Genomic DNA, 13,775 nt, shown 5'->3' with positions numbered 1-13,775 from the left:
GAGGAACACCTGATGGCTGTTGAGATTGATCTGCACATCGAGGAAGTGCTCTTCGTTGGTTGTCCTGGGATTGACCGGGAACGAGTCAGAGCTGCGCTGGTTGATGAATTGACCCGACTGTTGCTGGAGTCTGAGGGGGTGGCGTCAACGTGGCACTATCGCGAGATCGATCTGGTTGATGGTGGTACCCTGCGCCTGACGGGGATGACGCCAGAGGCTATCGGTCGGCAGATGGCGCTGACCATATTGCGGAGTATACAATGATCAGGGTGGTTGTGCGTCAATCTGCCCAGACCGGTGAGGTGGCCCGGCGGAAACCGGGGCCGGTCACCCCTGCCCGGCCTCTGTCCCGGCGTGTCAACGAGACCGATAAAGATGGTGCTGAGGCGGCACGGTCACCCTCCAATCACGAACCGGTTGGGCTGACGGGGCTGTTGGCGCAGGCGATGACCTTCCCGCCAGTGCCATTGCCGCATCTTGCTGAGCTAGAGGCGCACTTCGCCCAACCCCTCGCGCAGATTCCGGTCTATGCCAATCCGGTTGCCGCGCAGGCTCTGGCGCTGGCGCACGCTGAAGCGCTTACCTATCAGGGAGCGATCTTTCTCGCCGATCCTCATCCATCACTTGTCCTGATCACCCACGAAGTTGTACACGCGCTTCAGATGCAATCGGCGGCTGCGCCCATGCCCAACCAGCAAGTGGTGGCAGCGAACGATCCGGCTGAACACGAGGCGGCAACGCTGGCCGATCAGGTCGAACGCACGGCAACGACAGCGCTGGTACCACCCCATCTGACAGTTACCACCACGCTCCCCGCTACTGTCCTGGCATTACGGCGAACCACACCACCATCACCGACTACTGAGCCGGCGACAACGGCATTTCAGCGCACCGTTGACCGCATGCCGCAACCATCACCACCGAGCCAGACAGCAGAGAGCCAGGCATCTGCCCCCCAGGCTGAAACGCTACCGGTGCCGGCGCTTGAGCCGGATCAGCCGCCACTGGCATTGCCACCAGCCCCGGTACCGGGGATCAGTGAGGCCGAGGTGGCGGCTCAGCAGGCGGCCATGGTTGAAGCCAGTGCCGCTCTGAGTACAGCTTCCGATCCGGAGGCATTGATGGCGGCGTTTGCCGACGCGCCACCAACTCTCAAAGCCCAATCTGCGGCGACCCTGGGCGCCGACACGGATCGGCTGGCGAAGGCAGAAGTCGCTCAATTCAATGCTGACGTGCCGGACATCCACGCCACCCTCACCTCAGTAGTCGAAGAGCCACCACCATTGACGGTGGTATCACCGGACATCCGCCCCCCTGAACTGACCGTTGAAGGAACGTTGCCGCGTGGCGAAGTACCATCAACGCCCGATCCCGGTCGTTATACTGCCAACGACCGCCTCACTGCCGATGTCTCGCGTCTGATGAGCGGTACAGCCGAAGATCGGGCGACCCAGATTGCTGAACAGTTGCGCTCGGTGCAGGTTCAGGATGACCTAGTCGTTACCTCACCTGGGGTGCCACCACAGATACCACTGACCGACGGCGCCGATCCAGAGCAGATCGACAATCACCTGCACGAAGGTGTCAGCCAATCGCGCCAGCTTCGTGATGAGGCTGCGCAGGCTGTGATCAATGGCCCAGGACCTGAACAGGCGCAACCGGTGGCCCTCGATGAAGCCTACGCTGTAGGTGAGCTGATACAACCGACTATTGCCGCACCGACCATGCCGGAAGGACCGCAGGCATACCTTGAGCTGGGTCTACCGCCGGACGTACAGGTAGCCTTCGATCAGCAGCAGCAAGCGGCAATGGTGGCGAATATGGCCGCTGCCCACCAGCAGGTAGTTGACGCTAGTGCCGAGCGCGATCAACAACAGGCCGCAGCGATCAGCGAGGCGCAAACCCAGGCTCAGGAACAGTCGGCCCAGGCCGATGCCCGCCAACGAGACGGGGTCATGGATGCGCGCAACCAGATACAGAGCGCTCGTCAGGAGACCCTGGCCGCGCAACAGGCGGCAGTGGCCGACGTCGAGCAACAGGCAACGGTTGAGCGTACCGCTCAGCGCCGCCAGGTTGACGAGCGAGTTCGGGCTGATGAAGAGCAGATCACGCAGCAGTACGCTACGGCTGAACGTGATGCCCAGGCTGAAGTAGCAGACGGTGAGCGACAGGCCGCAGCCGAACGGGATCGTGCTACCCGTGAAGCCGAAGAACAGAGCTGGTGGGATCGGGCAGTCAATGCGATACGTGATGCCTTCGCGGCATTGACCAGGGCAATCGGCGCGATCTTCGATGCGGTGCGGCGGGCAGTGAATGCCATTCTGGATGCAGCAAAAGCATTTGCAATGCGGCTGATCGACGCTGCCGTATCGTTTATTAATGGCTTGATTGCCGCATTTGGGGCATTCCTGAAGGGGCTGATCGACACCCTGATCGGCAGTATCTTCCCCGAACTGGCAGCCCGACTCAATGCTGCCATCGACAACGCAGTTGCCTTTGCGCAGAACGTTGTCAACACGGTAGCAGCGACCCTCAAAGCCGGAATTGCCGCGATTGTCGAAGGCTTACGCGCCGGTTTGAACGCGATCATCAACGCCTATCAGGCTGCACTCACCGCTGCGCTCAGCGTTGTTCAGGCTGTGCTTACCGGTGATTGGGCGGCGCTGGCACGCATGGCATTGGAAGCGGTGCTGAAGGTGGCCGGGGTTGATCCAGAGACGTTCTACCAGTTTATCGGTCGCGCTCAGGAGACCTTCCAGATGATTCTGGACAATCCCGGTGGTTTTGTCAGCAATCTGGTCGACGCATTTTTGAACGGCGTGCGGCAATTTGCCGACAATTTCTTGAGCCACCTGCAAGCCGGCATTATCGGCTGGCTAACTGGTGCGCTCGGTGGGGCCGGAATTACGTTGCCCGAACGGTTTGACCTCATGGGAGTCCTGAGCCTGATCCAGCAAATCCTGGGTTTAACCTGGGAACGGCTACGCGAGCGGGCGGTGCGCTTGATCGGCCCCCAGGCCGTTGCCATGATTGAATTTGTTGCCGGTTACCTGCAAACGTTGATCGAAGGCGGATGGGATGCGCTCTGGCAGCGGATACGCGACGATCTGGCCGGTCTGCGCGATATGGTGTTCGATAGCATCAAAAACTTCTTGCTCGAACGGATTGTCATGGCGGCGATTACCCGACTGGCGACGATGTTTAATCCGGTGGGAGCGATTGTCAATCTGATCATTGCCGCCTACAACCTTTTCACCTTCTTGCGTGACCAGTTAGCGCGCATTATCGAAGTCGTGCAGACGGTAGTCAATGCCATTGGCGATATTGCCCGTGGCGTCATTCAGCCGGCAGCGCAGCGGGTGGAAGAGGTTCTGGCTCGGTTGTTACCACTGGCAATCGATCTGCTGGCGCGCCTGCTCGGTTTGGGTAATGTCGGCAGGAGAGTCCGCGAGATTATTGAACAGGTGCGGGCTGTCGTTGATCGCGCCCTCGACCGCTTGATCGAGCGGGTACGGGGTATGTTCCGGGGTGGTGGGGATGCTGCGTCAACTGCGGCTCGTCCCTCTGGTGAGCTGGCAATTCCCTTTACCGCTGATGGTCAGCATCACCTCTATGTGCGCATCATCAACGGGCGGGCCGTGATGACAATTGCCAGTCAAGAGCAAGATTTTGATCAATTTGCTGCCGGGCTTGAGCAACGCATCCAGGTGCTACCCGAAGGTCCTGACAAAAATCGCCTGCTTCAACAACTTGCCCATGCCCGGCAACTATCAACCACAGTTGAGACACGGCAAACACAGGCAGCAACCCGTGCCGCTCAGGAGCGCGGCGGCAATATTCAGAGTCAACTTGATCAGCTTATTGCAGCGCTGTCAGCAGTTATGGTGCGGGCAAGCAATGTGCCGCCCGACTTCACACCTGGCGTCATCCAATACAACCCACAAGGGGATCGGGCCAAACGGGCGCACGGTTGGCTGGGCAAGAAACAACCACGTGATGCTGAAGACCAGGCACGTGTATCAAGACCGGTCAACGACGCGATCCGACATCTGGCAGATCAAGGAGTCTCGATTAACACCCAGTTTGATGCCGGTCACCTGATTGCCAGTCGCTACGGTGGAGATGGTCGCTGGCACAATTTAGTGCCGATGGAAGCGAGAATGAATAGGAGCTGGTTTAGTGCTTTTGAGGCGAGAGTACAAACACACGTCGATGCCGACGAAGCCGTTTATGCGGATGTTGAAGCACAGTATAGAGGCAATCCTTTTGCCCGCTTGCTCGGTGAGACGGAAATAACGCAGTTGACGGCTGCGCAACAGGTTGCTGCTGCCACGGCTTTTGAGTGCATTCCACAAGCGATTGTCGTGTCTGTTGGTCGTCGTTCTGATAATGGTCGTGATCAACCTCTCTTTAACTTAACCTTTGATCCGCGTCTTCGTCTTTCACTCACAATTGGACAGTCTCGTGAAGGATTGGTTGGTCAGGAGACAGTTTCTCGGGCACGAGATGTTTTTCAGCAACGTGATGAAGAATGAAGTAAGGAATTATTATGCGCTCGGCCATCCGTCAATTGCAATCGCAATCTCAATATGTGCCCCATTCTGGTGTGAGGCAGTATTCCCATCCCCTCGACCCGGCCACCCGCACTCGCTTCGCGCCGCGCTTTGGGTACGACCTCAGCTCGGTACGTATTCATCACGACTGCTCGGCAGCGGCTACTGCCCGGAGTCTCGGTGCCGCAGCGTACACCATCGGGCGCGATGTCTTTTTTGCTCCGGGTCAACACGCTCCGCATACACCTGCCGGACAACGCTTGCTGGCCCACGAGTTGACGCATGTCGTACAGCAGGCTGAAGGGAGGCACGGACAGAGTCTGCACGCACTCGAGGCGGAGGCTGAACAGCATGCCAACACCGCAACAACGCTGACACCGATCCGTCGCCTGCGTCCGCTGCCGGAGCCGGCTCAGCCACTGCTTCAGTGCTACCGTGTGCCCGGTTCGTTACGCTGCCACGACGTGGTTGACTGGCTGAACGCCAACTCACCCTACGCGCCGGAATGGGCCGAAACCCGTTGTACCTACGATTTCAACGGTGGTGTGCAGACTCGCAGTGAGACCTTACGTGACGGACGAGTGCGGGTGACTGCACGGGGAACGCCTTCGGCTACGGTTGGTGTTGACTGTCCGATTGACCGACCTGAATGGGAACCTACGGATCGGCCCAACCGTGACGCCGAGGTTGCCGCCTGGCAGGCGATGCGAGCAACCCTCGACGCCCACGAAGCCGAACATCGCCGGATCGGCCAGCGCTGGCGGGCTATTCTGGAAGGACGCTTTCGAGCCGTCAGTTTCACGGTTACCGGCAGTGATGCTGCGGATGCGATGCAACAGGCACAGGATCGGTTGACCGCTCTGCAACAACAGTGGCAGGCTGATGCCCAGGCTGCCCAGAACGCGATTGATCCATTCCGTGGGGCAGTATTGCGCTGCCCCTGAAGCAAGGATGCTCTATGACAACGTTTCCTCGTTCACCACGTCTGTTGAAAGGTGCTCTGGTCAGTTTCGATCTACCCAATCCGCAGCCGGCTGTCATCATCTTTCAGTACAACCCTGACACACTGTCGCGCACCCTTGAAGCCCAAACCGGCAGTGAGGGCAGTGATGCGCTGCGAATTAAGGGCGCACCGGTTGAAACGATCAAGCTGGATGTTGAACTCGATGCAACCGACCAGCTCGAACAGGGTGGAGCGGCAGTTGGTTTACACCCACAACTGGCAGCCCTGGAAGTACTCATCTATCCAAAGAGCAGTCTGGTGATTGCAAACACGGCCCTGCTCAATGCCGGCACGATTGAAATTCTGCCACCACAGGCGCCCTTCACGCTCTTCATCTGGGGACCGAAGCGCGTGCTGCCGGTTCGATTAACCGAGTTTAGCATTAGTGAAGAGGCGCATGATCCGCAGCTCAACCCCATTCGGGCAAAAGTCTCGCTTGGTTTGCGGGTGCTGAGTTACAACGACCTGCCACTGACGAATCCCGGCTACCACCTCTTTCTCGCTCATCAGATTGTCAAAGAGACGATGGCAGCGACGGCGCGGAGTAGCTCGCTTGATGCGACCGGTGCCGGATCACTGTCGTTGTAAGGAGGAATACCTTGTTTAATTCCAACAGCCGCTACTATCGGATCGCAACCGCAATCTACACCGATACCGATGGCCGGGAAATTGTCTATCTGCGTCGTCGCTTCTTACCGCAGGGTGCTGCAATGCCACTCCTGGCCGAGATTGAAGTAACCGTTGCCGACCGTCTCGATCTAATCGCTACCAACGCCTTCGGTGACCCCGAACAGTTCTGGCGAATCTGTGATGCCAACGATGCCATGAATCCCTTTGATCTGACGGCTGAGATCGGGCGGCTATTGCGGGTTGCAGTGCCGACCTTTGAGGGGTAATCGCAATGAGTTTACGTAGTACCCGCCTGACGATGCTGATCGGCCCGACGATTCCGGTGCCTGCGCCACCGCCACTGCTGGCAGCACTAACCAGCGTTGAAGTGACCCATCGCGACGAAGGCCGGTCGGGGTTTCAGGTCGTCTTCCAGATCGGACGGGAAGCGGGTGATGTGCTCGATTATGCGTTGCTCGCCGGCCCGGTGCTCCGCACCGGCAACCGCCTGGTGCTGATCGTCTGGTTCGGTGCATTGCCCCAGGTGCTGATGGACGGTCTCATCACCAATCAACAGCTCCAACCCGGCGATCAGCCCGGATCGGCAACGCTCACCATCACCGGCGAAGATGTGAGTGTGGCGATGGATCGGGAAGAAAAGTCGGTTGAGCATCCGGCCCAACCTGAAGCGGTGATTGCCCTCAAGATCATCGCCGTTTATGCCCAGTACGGGTTGATCCCGGTGGTCATTCCGCCGCCAACGATTGATACACCGTTGCCGACCGAACGGATTCCGGTGCAACAGGCAACCGATCTGGCATACCTGCGTCAGATGGCCGAACGGTTTGCCTACGTCTTTTACGTGATGCCCGGCCCGGCACCGCTGACCAACACCGCCTACTGGGGGCCACCGGTACGGATCGGCGTTCCCCAACGGGCGCTAACGGTCAATATGGGTTCGGCAACGAATGTCACCTCGATCAATTTTCAACACGACCCGCTGACTGCAACGACACTTACCGGCCAGGTGCAGGATCGGTCAACCGGTCAGCGCATCCCGGTGCGCTCGTTCGCCAGCCTGCGTCCACCCCTTGCCAGCCTGCCGGCACTCGCCTCGTTTGCCCGCAGCACCATCTTTCGTGGTGCCGGTCTGGGTGCGGTACAGGCCATGGCCCAGGCGCAGGCTGCTACCGATGCGTCGAGCGATGTGTTGACGGTCGAAGGTGACCTTGATACCGGACGGTACGGCAGTTTGTTGCAGGCGCGTGGGCTGGTAGGTCTGCGCGGTGCCGGCTTTAGTTACGATGGCCTCTACTACGTCAAGCAGGTCAAACACCAGATCAGCCGTGAAGGGTATAAGCAGAGCTTTACGTTGACCCGCGAAGGTCTTGGTTCGACGGTACCGGTGGTGCTGCCATGAATCAGTTTTTCGGCAAATACCGTGGCAAAGTTGAAAACAATATCGATCCGTTGCAACAGGGGCGGGTGCAGGTGAGCGTACCGGCAGTGCTCGGCGATGGTCGCCTGAGCTGGGCGATGCCGTGTGTGCCCTTTGCCGGCAATAGTGTCGGTCTGTTCCTCGTCCCGCCGACCGGCGCCAATGTGTGGGTGGAATTCGAGGGGGGCGATCCCGATTACCCGATCTGGAGCGGCTGTTTTTGGGCGCCAGGTGAAGTGCCGGCCTCACCTGCGCTGGCCGAGATGAAGGTCTGGAAGACGGCCACGGCCACCATCACTATCAACGATGTGCCGGGAGCAGGCGGGATCACGATTGAAACAACAACCGGGGCCAGGATTGCAATCTCGGCCACCGGGATCGAGATCGTGAATGGTCAGGGGGCATCGATCAAGCTAACCGGGCCACAGATTTCGCTCAATGATGGAGCATTGGAGGTGACATAATGCCGGGATTTCTTCTCCACGTCGGGGCGACAGTGCTCTGTGCTCATGGTGGTCAGGCGCAGGCCACTGCTCCCAACCCCAGGGTACGGGTGGGCGGGCAGCCGATTGTTACCATCAGCGCACCGCATGCCGTCGCTGGATGTCCTTTTTCAACGGCCAGTGGGCCAATGCCGTGCGTCACTGCCCAATGGACAACCGGCGCGAGTCGGGTACGGGCCGGCGGTGTACCGGTCCTGTTGCAGGACAGTCAGGCCACGTGCGTCCCTAATGGCACACCGGTCAATATTGTGATGACGCAGATACGGGTGAGGGGGAACTGATGCAGATCGCCTTTCCGTACACGATTGACGGCAGCGGGCGTACTGCCCAGGCTGGCGATGATGAGCATATCCGCGACTTGATCGAACAACTCCTCTTCACCGCTCCCGGCGAACGAGTCAATCGACCGGGCTTTGGTGCCGGTTTGCACCGCTTAATCTTCGCACCGAACAGCACCGAACTGGCGACGGCACTGGAATTTATGGTACAGGGAGCGTTGCAAGAGTATCTGGGTGAGTTGATCCGGGTCGAGACGGTGGCCATAGCGGCTGAAGACGAGCGGTTGCGGGTGACGGTGCAGTATGTCGTGCAACGCACCCAGCAGCGCCGTGTGGTTGAGATTGCGAGTTAAGTATGGGCATACAGTTTCGCTGTGCGAATGAGCGCCGGGCACAAGTGCTTGGCACGAGCGCGATACCGCTGAACGGGATTGATTTTCTGGAAGTGCTCGATCAGGACGCGCCGCCTGGCGTGCCACGTCAGCGTACGCTGCTCGTGCAGATGATCAAGCCGGCACCCTGGGGAGTGAGTGCGCTGAATGTGCGGATTGACGGCGGCGTGCGCGTTACCGGGATCAAGGTGGTGTGGGTTCTCCGTGCCGCTGATGCGAGTCCTGCCGATGTCGCTGCCGGCCTTATCACCCCTGCCGAACGATCTTTCTACAACGGACTGCCGGCTGCCGACCGCACGCTGGTGGTACGGGTGAATCAGGCCGGTGACTTTTCCCCCTATACCTTCCGTCTGGTTCGTTCACCGACCGACCCCTCTCCTCCCACCGGCTTCGATCCGGTGCTGAGTATGGTCGAGTTTTCGTTCAAGGTCGATTGCCCGGCGGAGTTCGATTGCGATCCTGATCAACCGTGCCCGCCCCAGCCAACAACGAATCCGCCCATCGACTATCTGGCTCGTGATTATGCCAGCCTGCGCCAGATGCTGTTTGATCGTCTGGCCGTTGTCGCACCCGATTGGCGTAAACGCAACCCTGCCGATCTTGGCGTGGCGATTGTCGAGGGATTGGCCTACATCGGCGATTACCTCAGCTACTACCAGGATGCAGTGGCAACCGAGGCCTACCTCGATACGGCCCGACGGCGGGTGTCGCTGCGTCGCCATGCCCGGCTACTCGACTATGTGCCACACGATGGCGCCAATGCCCGTACCTGGGTGCAGGTGCAGGTTACAGCGCCATTGACCTTGCCGGCGAACACACCGCTGCTGACCAGAGTTGGTGGTGCTCCGGTGCGCATCTTGCCCGACTCGCCCGAACTTGCTCTCGCCCGCCAGCAACGACCATTGGTCTTCGAGACGATGCATAATGCACGGCTCTTTCCTGCGCACAACCAGATGACGATATACACCTGGGGGGACGAAGGTTGTTGTTTACCGGTTGGCAGTACCCAGGCAACGCTGCGTGGTGATCTGAGTGCAACCCTGCGCCCTGGCGATGTGCTGGTCTTCATCGAACAGCGCCATCCGCTGACCGGCTATCGGGCCGATGCCGACCCGCAGCGCCGCCATGCTGTTCGCCTGACCCGCGTCACCGCTGCCAGCGATCCACTCGGCGGCCAGTTTGCCGATCCGCCGACCGCCGATCCGGTTGCGCTCACCGACATTGAATGGCTGGCAGCCGATGCGCTGCCGTTTGTCCTCGATCTGCGTGATGTGGCGGTACCCACTGATGATCGAGATGAGAGCGGTGAACCTTACCAGCCGGCCAGTGTCGTGTTGGGCAATATCGTTCTCGCCGATCACGGTGAAACGTTGCCCGCCGAGCAGTTACCGGCAGTGCGTGATCCATTACGCTACCGTCCCGTGTTGAGCCGTACCGGCATTACCTTCACCGCTCCCTTCGATCCAGCCGATCACACAATCCCGGCAACCTGTCTGGTGAGCGATACCCAACCGCCCGCGACGTTGCCGGCAATCAACCTCACCAGCCCTGCCGGTCTCTGGCGACCGGTGCCCGATCTGCTCGGCAGCAATCGCTTCCAAACCGAATTTATCGCCGAATTAGAGCAGGATGGGCGTTTGTACCTGCGCTTTGGTGATGATCGCAATGGCCGGGCACCGGCATCGGCTGAATCGCTTGTTGCGCACTACCGCGTCGGTTGTGGCACTATCGGCAATATTGGCGCTGACGCGCTGGCCCATATCGTAACCGCTGAAAGCGGGATTCAGCAGGTGCGTAATCCGCTGCCTGCTCGCGGTGGGAGCGAACCCGAGTCCAGTGCGGCGATTCGTCAGTACGCACCGCAAGCCTTTCGTCGCCAGGAGCGGGCCGTCATCCCTGCTGACTATGCAGTAATGGCCGAACGCCACCCCGACGTGCAGCGGGCAGTTGCTACCCGGCGCTGGACGGGAAGCTGGTATACGATCTTTATCACCGTTGATCGGCGTGGTGGCTTGCCGGTGGATGCCGGTTTTGAAACCGACCTGTGCGCATTTCTCGAACGCTACCGCATGGCCGGACAGGATATCGAGATTGATGGACCGATCTATGTCGCCCTCGATCTGGCCTTCATCGTCTGTGTGGAACCCGGCTACTTCGCAGCGAATGTCAAAGCCGCCCTGCTTGAGCGCTTCAGTCCGCGCAACTTTTTCCATCCCGATAACTTCACCTTCGGTCAACCGCTCTATCTGAGCCAGATCGTGGCCGCAGCGATGGCTATTCCGGGTGTGCGCTGGATCGACACCGCTGGCGGCCCTGGCAAACCGACCCGCTTTCAGCGTTGGGGACAGGCTTCCCGTGGCGAACTGACTAAAGGCCAGATCGATGTCGGTCGCCGCGAGATTATTCGTTGCGATACCGATCCAAACCGGCCTGAGCACGGACGTATCGAGTTCATTATGGAGGGTGGCCAATGAGCAGTGATCATCTCGCATCCAACGCACCGTGCGGTTGTGACGAACGGCTCGTGTTCCCATCACCGCATACCAATCCGCCTGCGCAGCCTGCCCTCCACTATCGGTTGGGAACCCACCAATCCTTTCTCCGTCGCATGATCGCCCGTCTCGCCCAACAACCGCTTGCCGACGGACGCCGTCCGCTCGCAATGTTGACCACCCGCGATTCTGCCGATCCCACACTGGCACTGCTCGATGCCGCCGCCATGCTGGCCGATGTCCTCACCTTCTACCAGGAACGGATTGCAAACGAGGGCTTTCTCCGCACGGCCACCGAACGCCAGTCGGTCTTATATCTGGCCCGTGCTATCGGGTATGAACTCAAACCCGGCGTCGCTGCCTCGACCTATCTCGCCTTCACTCTCGACGACTCGCCTGCGGCACCGGCCCAGACCCTCATCCCTGCCGGAACCCAGGTGCAGAGTATTCCGGTAAAGCAGGGCGAGCTACCTCAGACCTTCGAGACGACTGGCGACTTTGTTGCTCGGAAAGCCTGGAATCTGCTGCGTCCGCGACCTACCCAACCGCAGCAGCTCGATAAAGGTTCACGAACGCTCTATCTGGCCGGTATTGATACGCGCCTGCAACCGGGTGACTATCTACTCCTGGTGGGCAGCGAACGCGAGCGTGATCCCGGCAACGAGCGTTGGGATCTCCGGCGTGTGCTGTCGGTAACCCCCTACCCCGACCCCAACGGCGGCTACACCGTAGTAACCTGGGAACCCGGCCTGGGTTCGGATCGACCGCCCATGCGCCCGGCTGCGCAACCGCAGGTCTTTGCCCTGCGCCGTGTGGCCCACCTCTTCGGGTTTAACGCGCCTGACTGGCGCCTAATGCCGGCGGATGTTAAAGCCCAATACGCCGGCTCGGCCAGCTCGCTGCCCACCGAATGGCCGGGGTTTGCCATCGACAGCCGCAACCCTCAGCTCGAACTCGATGCCGCATACCCAAAAATCGTACCGGGAAGCTGGATCACCCTGCTCACTCCCGGCTACGCTGAACTCTACCGCGTGACCCGCAATGAATCGGTTGGGGTCGCCAATTTTGCCCTCTCCGGTCAGGTCACGCGCCTAACCGTTGATACGACCGAAAACCTCAACCGCTTCACCCGGCGCTCCACACTGGTACTGGCCGAAAGCGAGTTACTGGCCGTCGCCGCCGAGCCAATCGTGACCCCGGTGACCGGCAAGTACCTCGACGTGGCCGGTATCGTTAGCGATCTCAAACCCGGCCAACCACTCATCGTCAGTGGCAAGCGCAGCCTCACCGACGAACATTCCACCGTTGCTGTAGTATTCGTCGAAGCAGTCCATCCCGCTGCCGACTTCACCACCATCGTGTTACAGGATAAAGGGCTGGATGCGATCAGCCTGATCCGCTCAACCACCGTCATCTACGCCAACGTGGTCGCTGCCACCCACGGCGAAACCACTGCTGCGCCAATCGGCAGCGGTGACGGCAGCCGCTCCCATCAACAGTTCCGGCTCAAGAAGTCACCCTTGACCTATGTGTCGGCGACGACTCCTACCGGTACGGCTTCCACCCTGACGGTGCGCGTCAATGGCGTACTGTGGACAGAAGTACCTTCACTCTACCTTGCCGATCCTGATGAACAATCCTATGTCGTGCGCATCGACGACAGCGGTACTGCAACTGTTCTGTTCGGCGACGGCGTACACGGCGCTCGCTTACCTACCGGCCAGGAAAACATTGTCGCCACCTATCGGTTTGGGATCGGCCTGGCCGGTGAAGTAGACGCAGGCGCACTCACCCTGTTCAAGACCCGCCCGCCCGGTGTACGGAGCGTCACCAATCCCCTTGCGGCGACCGGTGCTGAAGACCCGGAGACCCTTGACGGTGCGCGCCAGAATGCCCCGCAGACCGTCCTGACCCTCGACCGCATCGTCTCGCTGCAAGATGTTACCGATTTCGCCAATGCCTTCGCCGGAATCGGCAAAGCACAGGCCACCGCGTTTCGTCACGGTGAACAGATGATCATCCACCTGACGGTGGCGACTGCCGGCGGCGATTCACCGGCGGCGACCGATCCACTCTTGACCAACCTGCGTCTCGCTATCGATGCCGTTCGTGATCCGGCGGTACTGATGGAACTGGCCGGTTTCAGCTCTCTCACCTTCCGACTCACGGCCACTGTCCGCTACGACCGGCGCTATCGCGCCGATGATGTCCGGCTGGCAATTGAAACTGCGCTCACCACCACCTTCTCCTTCGCCGCACGCGAGTTCGCTCAGCCGGTGACCGCCGCTGAAGTCATTGCGTGCATACAGTCAATTGCGGGCGTTATCGCCGTTGACCTCGACGAACTGGCGTATGCCAGCGGGCGCACCGGTCCCCATCCGTCACTCCTCGTTGCCCGACCTGCCCGTCAGATCGGGGCCACCATTGCGCCTGCCGAACTGCTCGTGCTCGATCCAAACGGGATCAACCTGACACTGATCGAGGCAGCTCTGCCGTAGTTGGGAAAG

General features: G+C 60.0%; 11 protein-coding genes. All 11 read left to right on the top strand.

The genetic code is table 11. The annotated features are described in order from the left end of the window. Positions 1–12: 12 nt before the first annotated feature. From VAE57_RS00095 to VAE57_RS00045, 11 genes are read left to right on the top strand one after another with little or no spacing between them, the layout of a single operon-like run. Positions 13–264 carry a hypothetical protein gene (locus tag VAE57_RS00095; protein ID WP_322819882.1) on the top strand — a complete coding sequence of 84 codons (252 nt, stop codon included), beginning with the start codon at positions 13–15 and terminating at the stop codon, positions 262–264. After that, positions 261–4,535: a DNA/RNA non-specific endonuclease gene (locus VAE57_RS00090; RefSeq protein WP_322819881.1), complete on the top strand. Its 4,275-nt coding sequence runs from the start codon at positions 261–263 to the stop codon at positions 4,533–4,535. Before VAE57_RS00095 ends, VAE57_RS00090 begins: the two co-directional genes overlap by 4 nt. 14 nt (positions 4,536–4,549) lie before the next feature. Continuing rightward, a complete protein-coding gene (locus VAE57_RS00085; protein ID WP_322819880.1) occupies positions 4,550–5,497 on the top strand; it encodes a DUF4157 domain-containing protein in 948 nt (315 codons plus the stop codon). A gap of 14 nt (positions 5,498–5,511) precedes the next feature. Continuing rightward, entirely contained in the window at positions 5,512–6,144 is a 633-nt protein-coding gene (locus VAE57_RS00080; RefSeq protein WP_322819879.1) for a hypothetical protein, read from the top strand. Positions 6,145–6,155: 11 nt separating this feature from the next. Further along, a complete protein-coding gene (locus VAE57_RS00075; protein ID WP_322819878.1) occupies positions 6,156–6,452 on the top strand; it encodes a hypothetical protein in 297 nt (98 codons plus the stop codon). A gap of 5 nt (positions 6,453–6,457) precedes the next feature. Then, a complete protein-coding gene (locus VAE57_RS00070; RefSeq protein ID WP_322819877.1) occupies positions 6,458–7,585 on the top strand; it encodes a hypothetical protein in 1,128 nt (375 codons plus the stop codon). After that, positions 7,582–8,067 carry a phage baseplate assembly protein V gene (locus VAE57_RS00065; protein WP_012258034.1) on the top strand — a complete coding sequence of 162 codons (486 nt, stop codon included), beginning with the start codon at positions 7,582–7,584 and terminating at the stop codon, positions 8,065–8,067. The genes VAE57_RS00070 and VAE57_RS00065 overlap by 4 nt, the downstream gene beginning before the upstream one ends. Then, entirely contained in the window at positions 8,067–8,387 is a 321-nt protein-coding gene (locus VAE57_RS00060; protein ID WP_322819876.1) for a hypothetical protein, read from the top strand. Before VAE57_RS00065 ends, VAE57_RS00060 begins: the two co-directional genes overlap by 1 nt. After that, positions 8,387–8,737, top strand: a complete 351-nt coding sequence (locus VAE57_RS00055; RefSeq protein ID WP_322819875.1) for a GPW/gp25 family protein — start codon at positions 8,387–8,389, stop codon at positions 8,735–8,737. Before VAE57_RS00060 ends, VAE57_RS00055 begins: the two co-directional genes overlap by 1 nt. A 2-nt stretch (positions 8,738–8,739) precedes the next feature. Beyond that, a complete protein-coding gene (locus VAE57_RS00050; protein ID WP_322819874.1) occupies positions 8,740–11,250 on the top strand; it encodes a putative baseplate assembly protein in 2,511 nt (836 codons plus the stop codon). Beyond that, positions 11,247–13,766: a putative baseplate assembly protein gene (locus VAE57_RS00045; protein WP_322819873.1), complete on the top strand. Its 2,520-nt coding sequence runs from the start codon at positions 11,247–11,249 to the stop codon at positions 13,764–13,766. The genes VAE57_RS00050 and VAE57_RS00045 overlap by 4 nt, the downstream gene beginning before the upstream one ends. The last annotated feature ends 9 nt before the right edge of the window (positions 13,767–13,775 follow it).

It is taken from the genome of Chloroflexus sp. (assembly GCF_034434295.1).
Lineage (GTDB): Bacteria > Chloroflexota > Chloroflexia > Chloroflexales > Chloroflexaceae > Chloroflexus.
This window is presented reverse-complemented; position numbering and strand designations above follow the sequence as displayed.

What these genes read in the sequence shown, in the direction of transcription:
- VAE57_RS00095 (WP_322819882.1), top strand. Translation starts at nt 13, where the DNA reads ATGGCTGTTGAGATTGATCTGCACATCGAGGAAGTGCTCTTCGTTGGT.
- VAE57_RS00090 (WP_322819881.1), top strand. Translation starts at nt 261, where the DNA reads ATGATCAGGGTGGTTGTGCGTCAATCTGCCCAGACCGGTGAGGTGGCC.
- VAE57_RS00085 (WP_322819880.1), top strand. Translation starts at nt 4,550, where the DNA reads ATGCGCTCGGCCATCCGTCAATTGCAATCGCAATCTCAATATGTGCCC.
- VAE57_RS00080 (WP_322819879.1), top strand. Translation starts at nt 5,512, where the DNA reads ATGACAACGTTTCCTCGTTCACCACGTCTGTTGAAAGGTGCTCTGGTC.
- VAE57_RS00070 (WP_322819877.1), top strand. Translation starts at nt 6,458, where the DNA reads ATGAGTTTACGTAGTACCCGCCTGACGATGCTGATCGGCCCGACGATT.
- VAE57_RS00065 (WP_012258034.1), top strand. Translation starts at nt 7,582, where the DNA reads ATGAATCAGTTTTTCGGCAAATACCGTGGCAAAGTTGAAAACAATATC.
- VAE57_RS00060 (WP_322819876.1), top strand. Translation starts at nt 8,067, where the DNA reads ATGCCGGGATTTCTTCTCCACGTCGGGGCGACAGTGCTCTGTGCTCAT.
- VAE57_RS00055 (WP_322819875.1), top strand. Translation starts at nt 8,387, where the DNA reads ATGCAGATCGCCTTTCCGTACACGATTGACGGCAGCGGGCGTACTGCC.
- VAE57_RS00050 (WP_322819874.1), top strand. Translation starts at nt 8,740, where the DNA reads ATGGGCATACAGTTTCGCTGTGCGAATGAGCGCCGGGCACAAGTGCTT.
- VAE57_RS00045 (WP_322819873.1), top strand. Translation starts at nt 11,247, where the DNA reads ATGAGCAGTGATCATCTCGCATCCAACGCACCGTGCGGTTGTGACGAA.